This is a genomic window from Rhodoferax sp. SPJ21 (assembly GCF_058216335.1).
In genome coordinates, this window is sequence record NZ_JBYZMO010000001.1 from 1 (window position 1) to 20,132 (window position 20,132).

Genomic DNA, 20,132 nt, shown 5'->3' on the forward strand with positions numbered 1-20,132 from the left:
TTCAGAAGGCCCGAATCGGCTTCGAAGCGAGCAGTCTGACCTTCGTTGCGCGCCGAATCCTCAAAATTCCGGCAACGGCGGGGTCGGCGTGCATGTCGGTGGGCGGTATTTCAGCAGCCTGTTAGGCCGCAATTAGCGGATCTGGACTATTTTCCCGTTGCGTATCTGGGTCAGAAAAACACGGTCGCTGGCCTGGTGGTTGTCCGCTGAAAAGTTGATCGCCATGCCGTCCAAGTCCAAGGCACGCATGGACTCAAGGCTGTTGCGCAAGGCCTCTCGTGAAAGCTGAGGGCCGGCCTTTTCTAAAGCCAGCACCAAGAGTCTGGCGGAGATACACGCCTCAAAACTGGTGAAATTCAGAGGTGCATTCAGTTGTTGCTTCAGGGCCTTGCGGCAACTGCCCACAATTTTCCAATCGCTGTTATCCCCGGGGTAAGGCACAACCTGCGAAATCAAGACCCCTTGGCCGGCATTGCCCAGATTTTCCAGCAGCCTTTCGGTGCCGACAAAAGACAAAGTAGCAAATTGCGCCTTCACCCCCAATCCTCGCGCCTGCTTGATGAACTCCACGACGGGCGCATTGGTGCCCGCCAGCACGATCGCGTCCGGCTGCTGCTCCACCATCGTGGACAGAGCCATACGAATGGCGGTGGTATTGCGTTGAAAGCTGCCAGTGCTGTGGACCAACATACCGTGCCTCAACAACGAACGGTCTACACCGGACAGCACAGACAAGCCAAAACCATCATTCTGGTAAACAACCGCAATCTTTTTGGCCCCGTTGGTCATCAGCCTGTCGACCAATGCATCAACTTCATCCCAATATGAAGCGCGTAGGTTGAAAACCTGGCGCACGATGGGTTTTCGTAAGCTTTGCGAGCCCGATATGACGCCGATCAATGGCACATCCTGCTCGCCTAGCAGAGGCAAAATCGCGTTGACTGTGGCAGTCCCCACGTAGCCAAACAAGGCCAAGACCTTCTCATCGTCGATCATTTGGATGGTGTGCTCAAGCGTTTGCTCGGGCTCATAAGCATCGTCAGCAACACGCAGAACGATCTTGCGGCCAAAAATGCCGCCATTGGCGTTCACCTCATTGAAAACAGCGCTTGCCCCCTGCAACATGCCTTCTCCCATGAAACCGACGGGCCCGCTACGCGCATTCACCATGCCGATACGAATTTCATCCGCGCGGTCCGAAGATTCAGCATGGGTCGGACAGACGAAGCCGAACCCCAGTCCCAGCCCGACTGCAAGCCACTGCTTAATAAAACACGAAACCCTTCTAAATTTAGCCATGGTTACATCTTTCATCCAAGCATGCACGCACCAACTCTTTAAAATAATAACATCCAGGGCATTAACTGCCAGCAACAAGCCCAGTTAATATCAAAAATATAATCAAATTTGATGATGAAATTAATTTAGTATCAAAGTATGCTAAAAAAATTTAAAAAAAGTAAGCATCAGACACCACTCAAGCGCAGCTTAAGCATAATTCTCGTGTGGCTGAGCATATCAACATTGAGCCATGCAAACGATAACACCTTGAGCCGAATTGCAGGCACCGGACGTATTGTTCTTGGCGTCAGTGATTCAGCTATTCCTCTCAGTTATCTCGATACATCGGGCACACATATTGGCTACCACCTCGACATCTGCTTACGATTGGTCGCGGCAATACAAAAACGCTACGATCTGCCGCAAATTAAGGTAGTCACAGTACCCACCAACCTGGCGACGCGCTTTGCATTGTTGGACAACCGCACGATAGACATCGAATGCGGTAGCAACACCGTCAACACATCCTCGCTCCAGCAAGCTCTGCTTGCGCATGCCACCATGGTGTTGGAGATTCGCGTAATGACCCAAGCCGACAACAAGGATCTGAGTATTTCCAATCTTGGAGGCAAAACAATAGGCTTGGAGGCTGGCAGTTCGGCAGCTGCATCGCTACGCGCCTTGGCCCGCAATGGTGCGCAGAAGGTCAAGGAAACCTATGCACGCCAAGCAAAAGATACCTTTGCGCTACTGACATCAGGACGCGTAGATGCTGTTGCCTCCCCCACTCCATCTCTGCTTGCGCAACGCGCACTTTCCGTAGATCCGTCTCACTACGTCTTGGTGGATGGCGTGCTGCGTACAGATCCAATTGCCTTGATGTTTCGACTCCAAGACGAAGAACTGCAAGCGCTGGCAAATGAAGTAATAGACAGCATGATGAAAACGGGCGAAATGGCTCGACTGTATGACAAATGGTTCATGCAACCCATTCCAAGCCTTCCTCAAGCACTAGGAATACCGATTCCGCAGAAGTTACGTGAACTATTTGATGCCCCCGGTAGTGAAATGAAAGACATCTAATATAAATAGAAATTTCTGCCCCGTTAGAAATTCTCAAATCACCCTACAAACCCGAAGAAAATTGCCATAGCCACATTGCATAAAGTTACATACAGCTGATATATTCATTTGCACATAGATTTAAAAAGTGTGCAGCGATGAATACTTCAACATATAGCGGTATATATGGAAAGCGCATTACGCCGCTTGCGAAGCAATTAGCGCTCATAAGCCTTTTCGCCGCGCTACCGCCAAGCGTCGCCCACGCCGCCAGCGCTACCGCCAATTTCAACGTCACGGCCACCGTTGCCACCTCATGCGCAGTCACTGCAACCGAAATGGCATTCGGCACCTACGACGGTGGCTCCGCTACCGATGCCACCACAACGTCCACCATCAACGTCAACTGCTCATTGCTGACGCCGTACACCATCAGCCTGAACAACGGTAGTTTTGCCGCAGGCTCGACAAGGCGCATGGGCAACGGCACCTCTCGACTCACATACGAGATCTACCGCGATCCAGCAATGACAGGCATCTTTGGTACTGTGGCCGCGACACTGGGCGTATCCGGCGTAGGCACGGGTGTTGCCATCCCAAACATCATTTACGGGAAAATTCCCAAAAATCAGAATGTCGCGCCTGGTAGCTACTTAGACCAAATCACGGTAACGGTAGATTACTGAGATGTTGCTTGGCGTACATCGACTGCTGCACAGCGCCGCAGGGCTCGCGCTAGTCCTCCTTAACGCTAGCGCCATCGCGGGTGGGCTTACCATTTTGCCCACCCGGATTGACTTTGGGGGGAACCGCGGCGTGCAGTCCGTTCTACTCACCAATACCAGCGCGCAAACAATCACGGTGGAAACGCAGGTCCAGGTATGGCCCGAAGGTACTCAAGGCCAGTTGGATAACGACGTGGTGGTCACCCCCGCAGTAGTCACCCTGCCGCCGAACCAACGCATGCGCTTGCGAATTGGCCTATTGAGGCCAAGCAAAGGTGAAACGGAACGCGCCTATCGCTTGTACTTCACGGAATTGACATCTCCCGCGCCGCTGCAGCAGGGCATGGGCATAGGCGTGCGTTTACGTATAGGCATACCCGTATTTGTCGCGCCTGAAGAATCCAAACCACAAGCACTGAAATGGTTCGTTCATAAAGAGGCTGATAGCTGGCAGTTGATTGCCCAAAATGACGGCAACATCCATGTCCGAGCTGCGAAGTTGGCGCTTGTTAGTACATCTGGACCCATTCGTTTAGAACTACCCAGCAACTACATACTGGCGCGTTCGGCATTGACCATACCGTTGGGCGACAAGCTTCCTCCTGACTCCCGTGTACGTTGGCTGGAGGGTGACGATGAGCGCGAGAGCGCACTCGCTCTGCAATAAATCCGCTTACCGGCTGGCACTGCTAGCCCTGTGGCTACTACCGTTAAAAGCCTTGGCGCAGTACACGGAACCGGCACCTGCATCGGTTGAACCCATCGTAGTAAGCGTCGTATTAAACGGTACGTTATTGACAGAATCCCAGCTTTTATACCGGCAGCTAGGCCCCGCAAACACACGCATTTGGATACCTGAAAGCGAAGCTAGCAGCTGGCGCATGGGTCTTGCAGGGCGTGATACGCGGACGTTCGAAACAATCACCCACGTCGGCTTTTGTGGCTCGCAAGACCGCTGCTTTTATGACGAAGCCAGCACCGTGCTCACGATCACACTAGAGAACAGCAAGTTGCTACCACTGCGCATAATGCCGGCGCTTACCGAAACGGGTGAAGCAACCGAGGTCACATCCACAGGCGGATACCTCAATTACGACGTGGATACATGGCTCACCAGTTACCCTGGTGCATCGGCTCTGCTGGAGGGACGCATATATTCACCCCATGGACACGGAAGCATACGTACCGCCGGGGTTGTCATAGGAGGTTATGGCTCCCGCACGCTGACACAAGCCGTATGGCAAGTGGATCGTCCGCGCTCAGGCTACTCCATACAAGCAGGCAGCATCTCCGTGCCCGACACGTCATTAGGTGCCGGATTACCCCTGACAGGACTGCGCATTGGCAGCAATGCAAGCCTAAGCCCAAGTACTAGCCAAGTGTTGCGCCCGCGCATAGACGGATTAGTTGATCGCTCTCAGCGTACCGATGTTTTCATAGATGGCATGTTTCGCCAAACCACCCAAGTGCCTTATGGCCCTTACAGCATAGAACTGCAGCCGCAGTTCCCCGGCCTCGGTCACATGGACATCATCAGCACCGATGTAAGCGGCGTACAAACGCATAGCAGCGTGCCGTACTACTACGCGCCAGAAATGCTTACACCGGGCGCTAGCGAATGGTCGGCAGATGTGGGTGTCCTCGCCAGTGATGGTCGCAGCGTTGGATCCAGTCCGCCTTTAGTGGCCAGCGCAACATTGCGGCGCGGCATCAACCGGGAACTCACGCTACAGACCCAGGTACTTGCCGCAGACGGTGCAGCCCGTTTAACGCTTGCCGCAGAGACAGCATCGCCGCAAAGAGGCGCCTCCTCTGCAGGCGTTATCTGGCAACGTTCAGAGGCACAGCCGCAAGGCAAATGGTGGCTGGACGTAAACCATGATTACGCCACACAGGAGTTTTCTGCGAACATCAGAGCGGAACAGTCGCTGAGTGGCTGCTATTCAACTGACTTCACCGAGGTGTTAACAGATCGCCTCTGGCGCGCCTGCAGGACGATCAGCTCAGGCATAAGCTTCAACCTGAACAACCGCTGGTCTATTTCGGCAAGCATCGACGACCGGCGCGAGAGCAGAGAACGCAAGACCAACGTATCGTCACTCAGCGCCCGCATGCAAACCGGCCCGCGTAGCCAATGGGGCCTGTCCCTGCAACGCATAGCCATTAACGACCAGGTCACTACAGGCATCTACCTCGTCTGGTCTCAGCCGCTGGGCAACAACTATGACGGGCAGCTCAGTCTGCAACAACGCTCCCGCGAAAAAGCATCCTTGGGTTGGAGCGTCCAGTCAACACCGCCGCCCGATGCGCAAATGGACAACCAATGGCTCCAAGCCTTCGGCACTGTGGGTGAACAAACCAATATAGGTGCCCGCTGGAACAAGCGTGGCGCAGAGGCAGACTGGCGAGTGGCGGCCCAGGTTGATAGCAGAGGTCTTACCTCGACCTTGGGCGTATCCGGTGCTGTTGGGGTCGCAGAAGGTCGCTACTTTATGTCGCGGCGCATCAACGACGCCTTTATCGTGGTGGACGTGGGCCTACCCAACCTACCGGTTCTGCTAGACAACCGCGAAGTTGCCCGCACCAACGACAAAGGCTGGGCCATTGTGACCGAGGGGCGCTCTTACCAACCCAATAATGTCGGAGTGGACACCTCGGCATTGCCTATCGAATACGCCATGCCGCGTGACCAACAAAACATTGTGCCCACCAGCGCGGCCGGAGTGTTGGCACAGTTCGACCTCAGCGATGGCGGCATCTCTGTACCCGTGCGCGATGCGATGGGCAATTTGCTGCCAGCAGGCGCCAAAGTCAGCATTTCAACGCAACGGCTACACACCGCAGTGACGTCACGCAGCGAAGTATTTTTCGAGCGTTCGGACCGACCGGCAGAAGTCACCATCGAATGGGGTGGCAACCGCTGCAGCTTTAATTACAAGCCACAAGACGATATTGCCGGAGGCTATTTATGCGCAACATTGCCCTAATCTGCATCCTGATTTTGACGCCGCTCACCAGTTCGGCTGTTGTCTGCACGCTGCTGTTGTCAGGCATGGCGTTCGGCATCTACAACTCGATATTGCCCTCATCTACAGACACCACAAGCACAATCACTGTCTCATGCATTCCTGGCGGCTCCTCGCTCACAACCAACTACACCCTGACGATAGCGGGCACCGGTATCAACAATGACACGACCCGCTCTATCGTCTATTTAGGCAACAGGCTGTACTACCAAGCCTACAAAGACCCTAGCTTCAGCACGGTGTGGGGCAACACAGCCGGTACAGGTCTCAGCAGCAGCGTCACATCTTCAGGGGCGCTGGTGGCGGGGGTCAAGGTACATAACGTCTATTCGCGCATCCAATCGCTTCAAAACGTGAGCGCCGGACTGCTCTACTCGGGCAGCCTGAACGTCACTTTGAGCTACTGAGCAAGCTGGCTCGCCAGAAGATTGCGCCGTCTTTCCGGCGATTGCCGGCGATCCAGCAGCCATTGCGCGAACGCCTCTGCGGTCATGGGACGGGCAAAGTAATACCCCTGCATCTCGTCGCAAGCCAGGGCCTTCAACTGACCGGCTACCTGCTCCCCCTCCACACCTTCCGCCACCACCCTCAGCCCCAGGGTATGGCCCAAGGCAATGATGGCGCGAACAATCGCCAAGTCCGTAGGGTCAGTCAACATGTCGCGCACAAAAGATTGGTCTATTTTCAACTTGTCGATTGCAAAACGCTTGAGGTATGCCAGGCTGGAATAGCCTGTCCCAAAGTCGTCAATGGACAGCTGTATGCCCAAGGCCTTGAGCGCCGCTAGCTGCTCCTCGGCCAGGTTGGTGTTGTCCATCAGCACGGACTCGGTAATTTCTATCTCCAACGCTGCAGGCATGACCCCATACTGCAGCAGACAACTGCGCACTTGCTCAGCAAGGTCGCCATCAGCCAACTGCAGTGCAGACAGATTGACCGACACATTCAGCGTACCCAACCCCTGCCCATGCCAACGCGCCAACTGCGAACAAGCCTCTTGCAGCACCCAGGCGCCAATCGGCCGGATCAAGCCCGTCTCTTCAGCCAATGCAATAAAACTGGCAGGAGGCACCGATCCAAGCTCCGGGTTATCCCAGCGCAGCAAAGCCTCCACTCCCACAATATCGAGCGTATTGGCATTTACCTTGGGCTGGTAGTGCAGGCTGAACTCCCCCAACTCCAGCGCCTGGCGCAAGTGCTGCTCCAATACCAACCGGTGCTGGGCCAGCTGTTCTATCTCGGGCTCATAAAAGCGCAGCATGTCGCGCCCCGTATTCTTGGCCACATACATGGCTGCATCGGCCCGTCGCATCAGCTCATCCAGATCCGTGCCGTCCTCAGGGTACAGCGCCACACCCACACTGCAGGACACGTGCAAGGCATTGCCCTCGATGTGGTGCGTCTGCCGAATCAGCGGTATCAGGCGCTGTTCGACCATTTGTTGCGCCTCGCTGCGTTCAACAATGCCGCGCAACACGATCACATATTCATCGCCACCCAGCCGGCTGACCGTGTCGCCAGCCCGCACCACCTGCGTTAGCCTATTGGCCACGGACCGCAGCACGCCGTCGCCGATATGGTGACCCAAGGTGTCGTTGATGATCTTGAAGCGGTCCAGATCAATGAACAGCACCGCAACACGATCGCCGTCGCGCTGCGCTGCTTGCAAGGCTTCTTGCAGCCGCAGTACGCACAGCGCACGATTGGGCAGCTCCGTCAATACGTCGTGCTGTGCCAGATACTGCACCCGTGCTTCTGTGCGCTTGCGGTCGGTAATGTCTACGGATATGCCGATGTACTGCGATACCGCCCCCAAACGCGAGCCGTCCCGCACGGCCGAGACCATCAACCAGGCCGGATAAGTTTCGCCCGAACGCTTAAGAAAGTTCACCTCACCCTGCCAGGCATCGCGCTCCTGCAAAAAGCCATCCAGGTGTTGCCCCAAGGTTGTGGCCTGCGGCCCTTCGATCAAAAACCCCAGGTGCTCACCAATCACCTCGTAAAAATCGTAAGAGGTGCTGCGGCAAAACGCCCGGTTCACACTGAGTATTTTTTGCTTAGAGTCCATGATGATGATGCCCTCCGAAGAGGCCTCGAACACCTTGGCCCACAGCTCCAGGCGTTTCTCCATCACCTTCAGCACATTGATGGGCGTGAACGCCGTCAACACCGCATCCCGCCCCTGAAACTGCAGGCGGCGCGCTGACAAAACGGCCCAGGACGGCTCGGCAGCCCCCAGCCAACGCACCTCGAATTCGTCCACCTTGCCCTGGTCAGACAGGTGCTGGAAAAACCGCGCACGCACGCCATGCTCCAGCCCCGTCACCCAAGGGTCACGGGTGGTGCCGCCCAGCCACAGCTGGGCCGGCGCATTGGCGTGCAATACCTCGTGGTCGGGCACGGAAGTCACGACAAGGGCAATCGGGATAGCCTCCACCAAAGCCTGCTGCGCCTGGGCTGCACGGGTGCTAGCCGCCGTCTCCTGCTGCACCATGCGCTGTTCGTCCAACTGCGCCAGCATGCCATTGAAAGCATCAACCAGTTGACCGATTTCATCACGGCTATGCCATTGCGCACGTCGCGTATGGTCACCGGTCTGGCGCACAGCGTCCGCTACCAAAGCCAGCTGCTTTAGCGGCCGCGATATCTGTCGAGCCACTGCGTACACCAGGCTAAGAATGCAGGACAGCAGCAGCAGTGCCGTGCCCAGGTGCAGCCACATGCGGCCAAACAGCATATCCACGCGGTCATGCAGCAAACGGTCCAGATCGGTTGCCGTGCTCGCCCAGGCCGTGGCCATGGCATCCAGCGTCTCGGAGTAATGGACGCCCAGCTGCGCCAATATCTGGGGGTCCGGGTTGCCATCGGCCAGCTCTTGTACGGCAGACAAGAATGCGCTCAGCCTTTGTTCGAGCAGCTTGCGTCCGTTTTCCAGAGCGGCGCGCTGTAGCGGCGTACCTGCAGAAAATGCCTGGTTGTAGTCGGAGCGGATCCCCAGGGTCACGGCATCCAGCCTGCCAGCCAGTATCAATAGTTCGGTGCGCCGGTCCGTCACACCCGACGGGATCTTGTCCGCCGCAGGCGCCTTGGGCAGTATGCGCACCGTGTCGTTGAGAACCTCCAACAACTCCGGAAAACGCAGCACCACCAGGGACATGGCGTAGTAGCTATCCAGGTCCGGGTCCAGGATCAGATTCGACTGGTTGCCCACCGTGGTGAGCAACTCGCGGCCTTGCCGCACCATGCCTTTCAAAGCATTTTGATGCTCCGACTCGTTCACCCGGGCGGCAATACGCCATGCGGAAATGAACTCCTGGCTGGCCTGGGTGGTTTTCAGCTCTCCGTCCAGGCTTTCACGCAATTGCTGAAATCGTTGCAACGCTACTTCATTCTGCCCACTCTGCGATGGCAGAAACGGCAGCATCAATACATCTCGCACCGCCACACTGTATGCCGTGCCCCGGATCTCCTTGCGGGTGAAATCAATAGACAGGTATTTTTCGTGGATCAGAATGCTGGACACATAAATGACCGCGGTCAGGTCCAGCAGGTAAATCAGCGTGAGTTTGCGCCCCACGCTCAGGCGCCCTAGCCAACGAGTAAACCTGTTGGTCAACGCCATGGCGTTAGGCGGGCTCCGAAATCAAGACGCGGAAAGGACTGCCCCGTTGGGCAATCCTCTCCAGAAGTGCTAAGTAAGATGCCAGTTCTCCGCCGCTCAGTTGGTGGTGGGAACCAGAAACTCGCGGCTGATGTGCGCTCCCAGCTCATTCACCCGGTCCAGGAACTGGGTCAGGAAGGCATGCAGGCCAGTCGCCAGGATTTCATCGATGCGGGCAAACTGCAAATCGGCACGCAGCTTGCCGGCGCGGCGCAGTGTCTCGCTGGCCGGGTCGCTCGACACCAGCAGCAGGTTGTTCAACACCTCGTTCAGGCTGCCGTGCAGCGAGCGCGGCATGTCGGCACGCAGGATCAGCAGCTCGGCCACGCGCTCGGGCTTGATCACATCGCGGTACACCTTGCGGTACACCTCAAAACCCGAGACGCTGCGCAAAATGGCGCTCCAGTGGTAGAAGTCGTACTCTTGGTCCTTCTCATTGGCGGTGCCAAAAAAGTCGCTTTGCACCGCATGGAACTTCACGTCCACCAGGCGCGCAGTGTTGTCGGCGCGCTCCAGGAAGGTACCCAGGCGCAGGAAGTGAAAGGCTTCATCCTGCAGCATCGTGCCCAGGGTTACGCCGCGCGACAGATGCGAGCGGAACTTGACCCATTCGAAAAACTGCGCCGGGTCATTTTCAAACTCGCCGGACTTCAGCATGCGGTTGACTTCCAGCCAGGTGGTGTTCAGCGTCTCCCAGACCTCGGTGGTCAGGGTACCGCGCACCGCGCGGGCATTCTCACGGGCCGCACGCAGGCAGGAGATGATGGAGGACGGGTTTTCTTCGTCCTTCACCATGAACTCCATCACCGACTGGGAGGTGATGGCGCCGTGCTTTTCGGTGTAGGGGTGCAGCAGCTCGCTGATGGACAACAGACCTTGCAGGCCCACCTGGGCGACTGCGTTGGACTGGGGCAAGAGCGCTGTTTGGTAGTTGATATCCAGCATGCGCGCTGTGTTCTCCGCGCGCTCGGTGTAACGGGACATCCAGAATAAATGGTCAGCGGTGCGTGACAGCATGAAGTCGTTCCTTGTTCTGTGTGTCTACGTGTCTACGATTGGGATTGGCTGTGCACGGCAGGCACGGTCGCGGGGACAGAGTCGTCCTCCAGAATCCAGGTGTCTTTGGTGCCGCCGCCCTGGGACGAATTCACCACCAGAGAGCCATCTTTCAAGGCCACGCGGGTCAAACCGCCGGGCACCATCTGCACTTCCTTGGCAGACAGTACAAACGGCCGCAAATCGATGTGACGCGGCGCAATGCCGGACTCCACAAAGGTCGGGCAGCTGGACAGGCTGAGCGTGGGCTGGGCGATATAGCCGCTGGGGTTGGCCAGCAGCGCGGCGCGGAACTCCTCGATCTCGGCCTTGGTCGATGCCGGCCCGACCAGCATGCCGTAGCCGCCAGCGCCATGCACTTCCTTGACCACCAGGTCCTTCAGGTTGGCCAGGGTGTAGGCCAGGTCGTCCTTGTTGCGGCACATGTATGTAGGAACATTGTTCAGGATGGGCTTTTCACCCAGGTAGAACTCGATCATCTTCGGCACATAGGGATAGATGGACTTGTCGTCTGCCACACCGGTACCCACGCCGTTGCAGATAGTCACATTGCCTGCACGGTAGGCTGCCATCAGGCCGTCGCAACCCAGGGTCGAGGTGGGGCGGAAGACCTGCGGGTCCAAAAAGTCGTCGTCCACCCGGCGGTAGATCACGTCCACCCGCTTCGGGCCACGCGTGGTGCGCATGTAGCAGAAGTTGTCCTTTACGAAAAGGTCTTGGCCTTCGACCAGCTCGATACCCATTTGCTGCGCCAGGAAGGCGTGCTCGAAGTAGGCGCTGTTGTACATACCAGGCGTCAAGACGACGACTGTAGGGTCCGCTGTGGCGGCAGGGGCCGAAGCACGCAAGGTTTCCAGCAGCAAGTCGGGGTAATGGGCCACCGGAGCCACGCGATGGCTGCTGAACAGATCAGGGAAGAGGCGCATCATCATCTTGCGGTCTTCCAGCATGTAGCTCACGCCGCTGGGCACGCGCAGATTGTCTTCCAGCACGTAGTACTCGCCGTTACCCTGGGCATCGGGGGCGCGCACGATGTCCACACCGGAGATATGCGAATAGATGTTGTTCGGCACGTCCACACCCATCATCTCGGGGCGGAACTGGGCGTTGTTGATCACCTGGTCGCGCGGGATGATGCCGGCCTTCAGAATGTCCTGGTCGTGGTAGACGTCATGGATGAAGCGGTTCAGCGCGGTGACGCGTTGCACCAGGCCTTTTTCCATGCTGCCCCACTCGTGGGCAGGGATGATGCGGGGGATCAGGTCAAACGGGATCAGACGCTCGGTGCCCGAGCCGTCCTCGTCCTTGGCGCCGTACACGGCAAAGGTGATGCCGACGCGGCGGAAGATCATCTCGGCCTCTTCGCGCCGCTTGGCCATCATGTCGCCCGGCTGCTTGGCCAACCACGCGTCATAAATCTTGTAGTGATCCCGGATCTGCTTTCCCTTAGAGAAAAACTCATACGGTAGCGATGTATACATTTCGTCAAATTTCTGCATAAGTTTTCATCTCCTGAAACCAAAGAATAGCAAGTAACGAGCCATGTTGACGTGCAAATGGGCAACTCGCACAAATTAAGCGCAAACGCTGGGACCTATGTTCGCCGCATCCATCGTAACGACATTTCAGAGCGCTCCATCTGCCCATGGGTGCTGCCAGTAATGCGGCGCTTGCTGCCGCTCGCAAGCCACGCGCTGCGGCGCCACCGACTGCCAGGTGGCCGCCCCACAGTGACTGCTGTCCACCACCTGGATGCCGCGCTCCTGGTAGCGCGCCAGCACCGGCGGCGCGGGGTGGCCAAAGCGGTTGCGGTAACCTGCCTGCACCAGCGCAAAGCGGGGCCGTACCGCGTCCAGAAACGCCGGGCTGCTGGATGTCTTACTGCCATGGTGGGGCACCAGCAGCACGTCGGCCCGCAGGGCGTCCGCCCCGCCCACCAGCCGCGCTTCCTGGGGTTGCTCAATATCGGCCACCAGCAGGGCGGTGTGTGCGCCGTTCGACACGCGCAGCACACAGCTCAGTGCATTCGGTTTGGCAGGACTGGCGTAGTCGCCCGCCAGCGGGTGCAGCACGTCAAACCGCACACCGTCCCAGTCCCAGCCCTGCCCCGCGGCACAGCGCGTGACCGTGCGCACTGACTGCAAAGGGTGGCCGGACTCGATGGAGCTCAGTAGCTCCGCCTTTGGCTGCAGTGCCAGCACCGAGGCCGCGCCGCCGCTGTGGTCGCTGTCGCGGTGACTCACCACCACCGTATCCAGCGTCTCGGCCATGGCGCGCAGCAAAGGCAGCAGCACGCGCTGACCGGCATCGCTGTCCTGCCCCCAGCGCGGGCCCGTGTCGTACAGCAGGCTGTGGTGGGCGGTGCGCACCAGCACGGCATTGCCCTGGCCGATGTCAGCCGCCAACAATTCAAACTGCCCCTGCGGCGGACGCGGCGCCTGCCACAACAGCACCGGCAGCAGCATGGGCACACCCAGCGCACGCAAGCTCCAGGGCAGTGGCAGCACCAGAATCAGGCCACCCAAAACGCCTGCGGCGCCTATCCATACTGCGGGAGCAGCTACCGAAACCGTAGCAAACGGCAGCTGTACCAAGTACTGCAGAACCCAACCCAGGCCATCGATGCTGCCGGCCGCCATCTGCCACACCGGCGGCAAAAGCACACCCAGCATGCACAGGGGCGTCACCACCAGCGTCACCCAGGGAATGGCCAACAAGTTGGCCAGCAAGCCCACCACCGACACCTGCTGGAACAGCAGCAGCGTCAAAGGCGTGAGCGCCAGCGTAATCGTCCACTGCTCACGTAGCATGGAACGAAATCGACCTCCAGCGCTGACATCACCTGCGCCAGCAGCTCCCAAATCTGTAGCAAACAGCACAGCCACCGCGACGAAGCTCAGCCAGAACCCCGCCTGCAGCAAGGCCCAGGGGTCGATCGCCACCACCACCGCACAAGCCAGCAGCCACACCGAGGGCCAGGGCCAGCTGCGGCCACTCAGGCGCAACACGCCCACCGTCGCCAGCATCCATACCGTGCGCTGCGAGGGCACGCCCCAGCCACTGAATACTGCGTAGACCAACGCCAGCAGCAGGCCGCCCACCAAGGCGACCTGTGGCACCGGTAGCCACAGGCCGGCACGCCAACCCAGCACATCGCTGCGCCGCCACAGCCACCCCACCAGCCCCGCAGCGATCCAGGCAAACATGGTCACATGGAGCCCGGAGATCGACATCAAATGTGCCACCCCTGCCGCCCGGAACATATCCCAATCGGCCCGCTGGTGGATTACATTAAAGTTCTGCTCCGTGACAAATAGTTCTGCTCCAGCGGTTTTGTGACAAATAGTTCTGCTCCAAGCCCTGAAATGCGGCCCCGCTAAGTGACATTAAAGTTCTGCTCTAGCGGCCTAAAACCCGCATGAACACCCACTTCTCGGAAATTCCCAAGCTGGAAATTTGGAGTTCTGAATTCGGCAGCTTGAATTCGTGCCAAATCTGCTCTTAAGTCGCGATGACGCGAAAACTCTGCAAATACGCAGATTCAGGGCAAAAAACGCACGAAGTGACAAATAGTTCTGCTCCAGAATTTCAGGTGACATTAAAGTTCTGCTCCAGCGCCTCCCCCTCCCAAAGCGGCCTACAGGCCCATCAGTTCTCGCTGGGAACCTCAAATAGCTTCGCGACTGGAACACTCAAGACGTCAGCAAGTTTTTGAACGTTGTCAGTCGTGGCATTCGCAACCCGACGCTCCACTTGACTGACGTAGGTCCGGTGAAAGCCTGCCATCTCCGCTAGCTTCTCCTGCGATACCCCCAACTGCATTCGATGTTTTAGAACATTGGCTGCCAACAGCGTGCGTGCGTCAGGCACCTTTTCTTGCTTTTTCATTCCTTAAGGTTGCCTACATACCGCCCTAAAATCTACAGCCGTTATATCTACCGTTCATATATCCACTGTTTATACATCTACAATGCAGGCAAATTGCAGCAACTCGGTGCACGTTTTTCTACGAAGTTAACGATGTCCGCTGCTCAAGTAGTACACACGGCAACCCCAAAAATTCACCTCCAAAAAAGGAAACAGCGGCCTCATGGAAAGCGGGATTCAGACAGTTAAACGGTACGCGCAGGAAGAAGATGGCACTAGATGCGAAAGTCTGAATTGGATGGCAGCCGAAGTAGTTACAACTTCGACTTGGTTCGTCGTTGAGTGCGACCAGCACGTCGCAGGGCAGCCAAAAACCAAAAGGTGGGTCACCACGTCCATACACATCGCGGACCTATTGCTTACGGGACGCCCGTCCAGTACCTGGTCGAAGGTCCTTGTATGCATGCACCAGCCGACTAGAAATACTGATTCAACCGTCTTTGACGAGGTATCAAGCGCTTATCAATCGGATGCTAATGACCTCTTTCTCTTTCAGCTTGCGAATGGGAAAAGTTTTATTACCAGTGCAAACGACTCCCCTCCGGCCACGGAGAAGGTTCAGGAACTTCGACTTGTTTATAAAAGTCGCCATAAATAAACAAGGTGAACTTGCCCGCTATCTTGACCCTACTGAATGAAAGAGCCTTATGACAGATAGCTCTCGAACTAGCTCCAAAGAGTTAGTGGTAAGCAAGAGAGTTGCTCCCATGGTGAAAACGTGAAAGGAGCGAATGGTCGTTTGCTGTATCTTGACTTTGATGGAGTTCTGCATCACGAACGGGTGTGGCGGCACCCGTCGAAGGGCATCCGCTTCCCCGCACCAGACGGTTACACCCTCTTTCAGCACTCCGCTCTGCTCGAAACGCTCTTGCTTCCATACCCCGATGTACGAATTGTGTTGAGTACCGCGTGGCAGTGGCACTTTGGCTATGCAGGCACAGCAAAAAAGCTCTCGCCAGGCCTCCGTGTGAGGGTCATCGGAGGAACATTCCACAGTGGCATGAATAAGGACTTGCTCATCGACCTTGGGCGTGGAAATCAAGTATGGCGCGACGTCTGTCTACGCAAACCCAGGGCATGGCTGGCACTCGATGACGATGCCGAGAGCTGGCCGGACTGCTGCTCTGAAAACCTCATACAGACAGACCCACACGAAGGACTTAGCCCCCTATCAGTTCAAGCTGAACTTGCCTGCAAGCTGCAGGCAATGTGTGCATGAATTTCCTCTTAGTAGACGAACTTACGCCCAATACCCATGAAACCTAACACTTTTGAAAACGTCTCTGAAAGTCCCGTAGTCGACATATGGCGTACCCTCTGCACACTCGCGATGCGCGATGCCGCCCGCCCAGAAAATTCACCTCTCTCGCGGGCAGGGGCCCTGTGGGACGCCGGGTATATCAGCGCGCTGTTGATTCTCGGCCCAGATGCCGCAAGCCAATACGAACACCCCACCGACGAGGTTCTGGAAGCTGTGCGAGCCCGATTAAAGTGGCCACACAGCAGAATTCGCTTTGCACAGTGGTTCCTGCAAAACCGATATGCCATGGGCGGTTTCCGCTTGAAGGAACAAGACCAGGTTCGATGGCACTTGCTTCGGTGGGCGGTATTTATGAGAGGTGCCGCTCAGCGATATGGCACCGATTCTGCGGCTGGTCCAAATGTTGTTCTAGGGGACAAGCATGCCGCGGCCGATGAGGTTCAAAGGTCCACATCCAATCCCATTTCAATCGCTCAAATCCAGGACCATTTAGAAGCCAAGCATCCGGCAGGAGAGTTGGAGAGTGCGGAAGAGACAGAGATGCCAGAAGGACCATTTGGAGCGTTCTCGGCATCCGAGTCAACTGACGAATTTAAGCTTGTGCGCAGGTGCAAAGAACTGTGGGAAAACGATGTGTCTGGGCTCCTAGGTAAAGCTCCTCCATGAACGTGCGACCTATCATCATGCTGGATTTCGACGAGGTGATAGTTCTCAATCGACCTGGCGACTTTGGTGTCTTTGATGTAATTTCTTCCAATCCACCGCCGCAGCTATGGGAGCGACTCTTTCACCCACCAGCTATCGAAACGTTGGTAAAGGCAGTTACGGAACATGATGCCCGGGTCGTAATCACCACAAGCTGGCTCCGCTTTCTGCTGCGCGACTCCTTCGAATACATTTTTAAGCAGACTGCGCTTGAAGTTCTGAGCAAAAGTCTTCACGATGCCTGGGAGGCACCGCAGAACAGGGGAGAAACCCGCTGTCAAGCAATCGACCGGTGGCTGTTAGAAAACCACCGAGGCGAGCCGTACCTAATTCTCGACGATGAACTAAGCGGTACGGGTCTAAAAAACTCCGTACACGACCGCAAGCAAAGAGTCGTCTTCTGCAAGATGGACATCGGCTTAAATCAAAGTCATTTGCCATTCATTCGAGCCGCTCTATCACCACTAATCAGCAAAGTGTCCGCCCCGCCATCGCATAAAAGGTAACCGTGCTCTACATTGAGATTCATGCGGTGGCTACAGAAGGGAACCCGATACTCACGGTACTGGGTGAAGTTGGGCGGGTCTCAGGGATGCGAGTCGGGCGGTACGCTTGCAGCCTGTATGGCTTCCAAGAACAAGTAATTGCACAGGCGGAAATCACTGGCTATCCCCGGTGGTCGGAGCCAACAGCATTGCTCCTGTCACGTGCTATCAATGCCGCACTTGACCGAGGGAACGATTGCCCTTGCCCAGAAAATGCAGTTGACTATTTAGTCGACGTTCAATTGAACGAAACACCGCTCTTTAGTATGGATTTGGTGTTGACTGGCGGTCAACTGATACTAGACGACGGACGGCACTTCCCCGTGCCCGCAGTACCTGTTGGGCTTTGGAGGTTGACTCAAATCAGCCTCTGCTTCCAAGCGACGGGACAAACTTACTTGCCCCCATGGCCCCGCGAGCTTGAGCCAAAAATATATGATTTCAATGGAATGAAGTACTGCCGTGCCAGTGAACTTCCCTCGGAAGCCCGGGTAGTGTTCGAGCATCGATATGAAGGTACCACTGTCCCTTTCGTGCCCATCGTTGACGATGCGTACAAGCCGGGAGACATATACGATTTTTTAGAAGGCTCGTTTCCCGTTTTTGGGTTCTCCAGTCCAATGCCCACTGGAAATTCTCAGCTGGACAACTATGGAACCGTCGTTGCGACAGTCATCACGGTAGCATCAGAACTCAAGCACGCCTGTGTTGAAGCAGACGACGGGAATCAATATGCCATCACTGCTACGACGCATGGAGTGCATTGGAAAAAGCTAGAAATCGGCCAGAAGGTCGAATGCGTCGTCACAAAGGGCTTAACGCCGCGCGTGATTGGAGCCAAAATTGTGATTTAAAGGTATGCGAAAGCGCATGGCGCTCAGTCAAGCCACCGTTCGCCACCAAACTGCCTCCAGCTTAACTAGTGGACTTACCTACCTACGCCGCCTGCCGACTGCACCAACAGCCCTATTGATTTCGCTTGGCAACCTCATAACCAAGGTAGCCACAACCCACAACGCCAGCGAGGGTTGCCAGGGTCTTACCTTTACCGCCACCCACCTGGTTACCCAGCAATCCACCAAGTACCGCGCCTACGCCGATACCAAGCGGGCGATTTTGCGCAACCGGTGCTGGTTGCTGGTAAACGGGTGCCTGGGGATACTGTTGATTGGACTGCGCCTGTGCGTGCTGGACCGGATAGTAATGGTGAACGACAGGTCTATGGCTGACGCCGCCCGCCAAAAATCGAATTTAAGGTGATGCGCTATACGGAGGACTATCCCTCAAACAAAGCGAACATGACTCCGACAAAACCACCGCCCCGCTTATTCGACGAAATGACCTTCGACGAAATAATCGAGAGCCTTGAGGCTCAGGGAGCAATTTTGAAATCGACACCAAAATTAGCTGCTATCTATGAGCGCATGTTCAAAAGGTTTGAGCAAGCGACGCCCTATAGCACTACCAACCCACCAAGGGGTCCAACCGAATCCGTCAAATGATTCGGGGTGCCCAGCAACCAGTTTTGCTTTGTTAGAGGGTGCTCCTTTTTGCAGCGCAAGACCAGCTAACAGGGTGAAATCGATGATTTCAAGCGACGGCAATGTTAGCCATACGTGGTAGTTTCCGGTTGAAGACATTGCGCGGATACTCGGCTCCACTACTGTGAATACATCTGTGCCATGCGCCCTAGCACCCCCGACAGTCAACAAGGCCGACCGCCCCAAAATCCGTTCGACGTGGGGTTTCATTCTCAAGGTCACCAGACAGCACTGCAACGCAAAATTCTCGAGTCCTTCTTCGTACCGGGTGCCGAACTCGACCTCAGCGGCTTCCAATAAATCATCCACGTACTCTACGACGCTCTTTACCGGCAGCGTTTCCTCAACCTGGAAGTTCTCAGTACTGAGTCCAATTGCCTGCGTTTGTTTAATGGCCAACAAAAGGCGAGCGTTATAATCAGGCATTCAAAGATGTTTTCTAAAGGGGCAGGTGTTAAGGATTCTTGCTAGAGAACCCGTTTCGTTTAATCTTAACTCAGCGCATTGTTTGATACCTTAGGCCATCCGGCTCGAGTTGCCTTTACAAACTCTGGACTGGAGTCCCCGCGCTTCAGCTCTAGAAAACGCTCAAGGGAACAACTCTTTTACACACAAAGCAAATCCGTGCAGAACGGTGCTGGCCGCCCACCTGGCCATTTGCCGGAATCCCCAAGATGTCTGCCAAAACCGCTCCACCAGCGGCATACCGGCCAAACCGCTCACCTCCGCCTACGGCGCCCCCGCACGCCCCCAGCGCACCCTCGCCAAGCTGGCAGGATTAGCTCGACACCCTAGCCCGGCCCTCCCGTTTCTGCCGTTAAACCCGTTTTTTAGGTCAGCAGTTTTCTTTGGAAGAACTCTTTTACACACTTGACGAAAACGTGCAAAAAGCCGGGAAACAACTCTTTTACACATGCCAAAAGTGCTTACACCCCAAGTTTTGGAAAAATCGTTATAAATCAATTACTTAGGCAATTCCAGTTTTCTTACTCAGGGGATAACTCTTTTGCACACAACCACCGCTGAGGCAAGATACTGCCAAGAGTGGGCGGTAAGGAATGCCAAATCGTCTGAGCGTTTTGTCGGTCGAATCACGGCAAAATGCTCCCGATGAGCGATAGACCCGTCACCTTTGCTTCAAGTGACCACATGGATGCCTTTAAGGATTTGGCTGATAGCTTTTTGGGCGAAATTCTTGGCCTGCCTTGGGCGTTGATGACCGATGAATCTGCGCTGTCTGACTCCGCGGCTGTGGCCTCGACGACCGGGAAGACCTGAGAGGGTTCGATGACGAGGGCTACGGTGCGTATTGGGACAAGTGGGTGGTTGAGCGTATCTGTGA

General features: G+C 56.2%; 17 protein-coding genes and 1 pseudogene. 10 read left to right on the plus strand and 8 right to left on the minus strand.

From position 1 onward, the window contains the following. Nucleotides 1–132: 132 nt before the first annotated feature. Nucleotides 133–1,377: an ABC transporter substrate-binding protein gene (locus tag AC4BBN_RS00005; protein WP_490589899.1), complete on the minus strand. Its 1,245-nt coding sequence runs from the start codon at nt 1,375–1,377 to the stop codon at nt 133–135. A gap of 60 nt (nt 1,378–1,437) precedes the next feature. On the opposite strand from AC4BBN_RS00005, the gene AC4BBN_RS00010 reads away from it, so the two are divergent. The 5 genes from AC4BBN_RS00010 to AC4BBN_RS00030 all read left to right on the plus strand — a co-directional run bounded on the left by AC4BBN_RS00010 (nt 1,438) and on the right by AC4BBN_RS00030 (nt 6,501). Beyond that, the gene (locus AC4BBN_RS00010) at nt 1,438–2,364 is read left to right on the plus strand and encodes a transporter substrate-binding domain-containing protein (RefSeq protein ID WP_490589900.1); all 927 of its coding nucleotides are present in this window, start codon (nt 1,438–1,440) and stop codon (nt 2,362–2,364) included. 137 nt (nt 2,365–2,501) lie between these two features. Further along, nucleotides 2,502–3,029 (plus strand): Csu type fimbrial protein, encoded by a 528-nt coding sequence (locus AC4BBN_RS00015; protein WP_490589901.1) that lies wholly within the window; start codon nt 2,502–2,504, stop codon nt 3,027–3,029. Nucleotide 3,030: 1 nt separating this feature from the next. Continuing rightward, entirely contained in the window at nt 3,031–3,735 is a 705-nt protein-coding gene (locus AC4BBN_RS00020; protein WP_490589902.1) for a fimbrial biogenesis chaperone, read from the plus strand. Between the two features lie 52 nt (nt 3,736–3,787). Beyond that, entirely contained in the window at nt 3,788–6,055 is a 2,268-nt protein-coding gene (locus AC4BBN_RS00025; RefSeq protein ID WP_490589903.1) for a fimbria/pilus outer membrane usher protein, read from the plus strand. Continuing rightward, nucleotides 6,037–6,501, plus strand: a complete 465-nt coding sequence (locus AC4BBN_RS00030; protein ID WP_490589904.1) for a spore coat protein U domain-containing protein — start codon at nt 6,037–6,039, stop codon at nt 6,499–6,501. The genes AC4BBN_RS00025 and AC4BBN_RS00030 overlap by 19 nt, the downstream gene beginning before the upstream one ends. Here the strand turns inward: AC4BBN_RS00030 and AC4BBN_RS00035 are convergent. From AC4BBN_RS00035 to AC4BBN_RS00055, 5 genes and pseudogenes are all read right to left on the minus strand, one after another. Beyond that, complete coding sequence (locus AC4BBN_RS00035) at nt 6,495–9,716, minus strand: bifunctional diguanylate cyclase/phosphodiesterase (protein WP_490589905.1); 3,222 nt, start codon at nt 9,714–9,716, stop codon at nt 6,495–6,497. The two genes, AC4BBN_RS00030 and AC4BBN_RS00035, sit on opposite strands and share 7 nt — an antisense overlap. A 96-nt stretch (nt 9,717–9,812) precedes the next feature. After that, nucleotides 9,813–10,772 (minus strand): alpha-E domain-containing protein, encoded by a 960-nt coding sequence (locus tag AC4BBN_RS00040; RefSeq protein WP_490589906.1) that lies wholly within the window; start codon nt 10,770–10,772, stop codon nt 9,813–9,815. Nucleotides 10,773–10,804: 32 nt separating this feature from the next. Then, nucleotides 10,805–12,310, minus strand: coding sequence for a circularly permuted type 2 ATP-grasp protein (locus AC4BBN_RS00045; protein ID WP_490589907.1), 1,506 nt, complete (start codon nt 12,308–12,310; stop codon nt 10,805–10,807). A gap of 126 nt (nt 12,311–12,436) precedes the next feature. Then, a pseudogene (locus AC4BBN_RS00050) lies at nt 12,437–14,092 on the minus strand (DNA internalization-related competence protein ComEC/Rec2); the annotation flags it as partial. A 367-nt stretch (nt 14,093–14,459) separates the two neighbouring features. Then, nucleotides 14,460–14,699, minus strand: coding sequence for a helix-turn-helix domain-containing protein (locus AC4BBN_RS00055; RefSeq protein ID WP_490589908.1), 240 nt, complete (start codon nt 14,697–14,699; stop codon nt 14,460–14,462). A 757-nt stretch (nt 14,700–15,456) separates the two neighbouring features. Between AC4BBN_RS00055 and AC4BBN_RS00060 the strand changes: the two genes are divergently transcribed. From AC4BBN_RS00060 to AC4BBN_RS00075, 4 genes are read left to right on the plus strand one after another with little or no spacing between them, the layout of a single operon-like run. Then, complete coding sequence (locus tag AC4BBN_RS00060; protein WP_490589909.1) at nt 15,457–15,957, plus strand: HAD domain-containing protein; 501 nt, start codon at nt 15,457–15,459, stop codon at nt 15,955–15,957. A 36-nt stretch (nt 15,958–15,993) separates the two neighbouring features. Beyond that, nucleotides 15,994–16,665, plus strand: a complete 672-nt coding sequence (locus tag AC4BBN_RS00065) for a hypothetical protein (protein WP_490589910.1) — start codon at nt 15,994–15,996, stop codon at nt 16,663–16,665. Continuing rightward, entirely contained in the window at nt 16,662–17,210 is a 549-nt protein-coding gene (locus tag AC4BBN_RS00070; protein WP_490589911.1) for an HAD domain-containing protein, read from the plus strand. The genes AC4BBN_RS00065 and AC4BBN_RS00070 overlap by 4 nt, the downstream gene beginning before the upstream one ends. 2 nt (nt 17,211–17,212) lie before the next feature. Beyond that, on the plus strand, nt 17,213–18,103 hold the full coding sequence (locus tag AC4BBN_RS00075) for a hypothetical protein (RefSeq protein ID WP_490589912.1): 891 nt from the start codon (nt 17,213–17,215) through the stop codon (nt 18,101–18,103). Nucleotides 18,104–18,215: 112 nt separating this feature from the next. On the opposite strand, the gene AC4BBN_RS00080 is transcribed toward AC4BBN_RS00075, so the two are convergent. Continuing rightward, nucleotides 18,216–18,491, minus strand: a complete 276-nt coding sequence (locus AC4BBN_RS00080) for a glycine zipper 2TM domain-containing protein (protein ID WP_490589913.1) — start codon at nt 18,489–18,491, stop codon at nt 18,216–18,218. Nucleotides 18,492–18,652: 161 nt separating this feature from the next. After that, the gene (locus AC4BBN_RS00085; protein WP_490589914.1) at nt 18,653–19,216 is read right to left on the minus strand and encodes a hypothetical protein; all 564 of its coding nucleotides are present in this window, start codon (nt 19,214–19,216) and stop codon (nt 18,653–18,655) included. 684 nt (nt 19,217–19,900) lie between these two features. Between AC4BBN_RS00085 and AC4BBN_RS00090 the strand changes: the two genes are divergently transcribed. Further along, nucleotides 19,901–20,068 carry a hypothetical protein gene (locus tag AC4BBN_RS00090; protein WP_490589915.1) on the plus strand — a complete coding sequence of 56 codons (168 nt, stop codon included), beginning with the start codon at nt 19,901–19,903 and terminating at the stop codon, nt 20,066–20,068. Nucleotides 20,069–20,132: the final 64 nt, after the last annotated feature.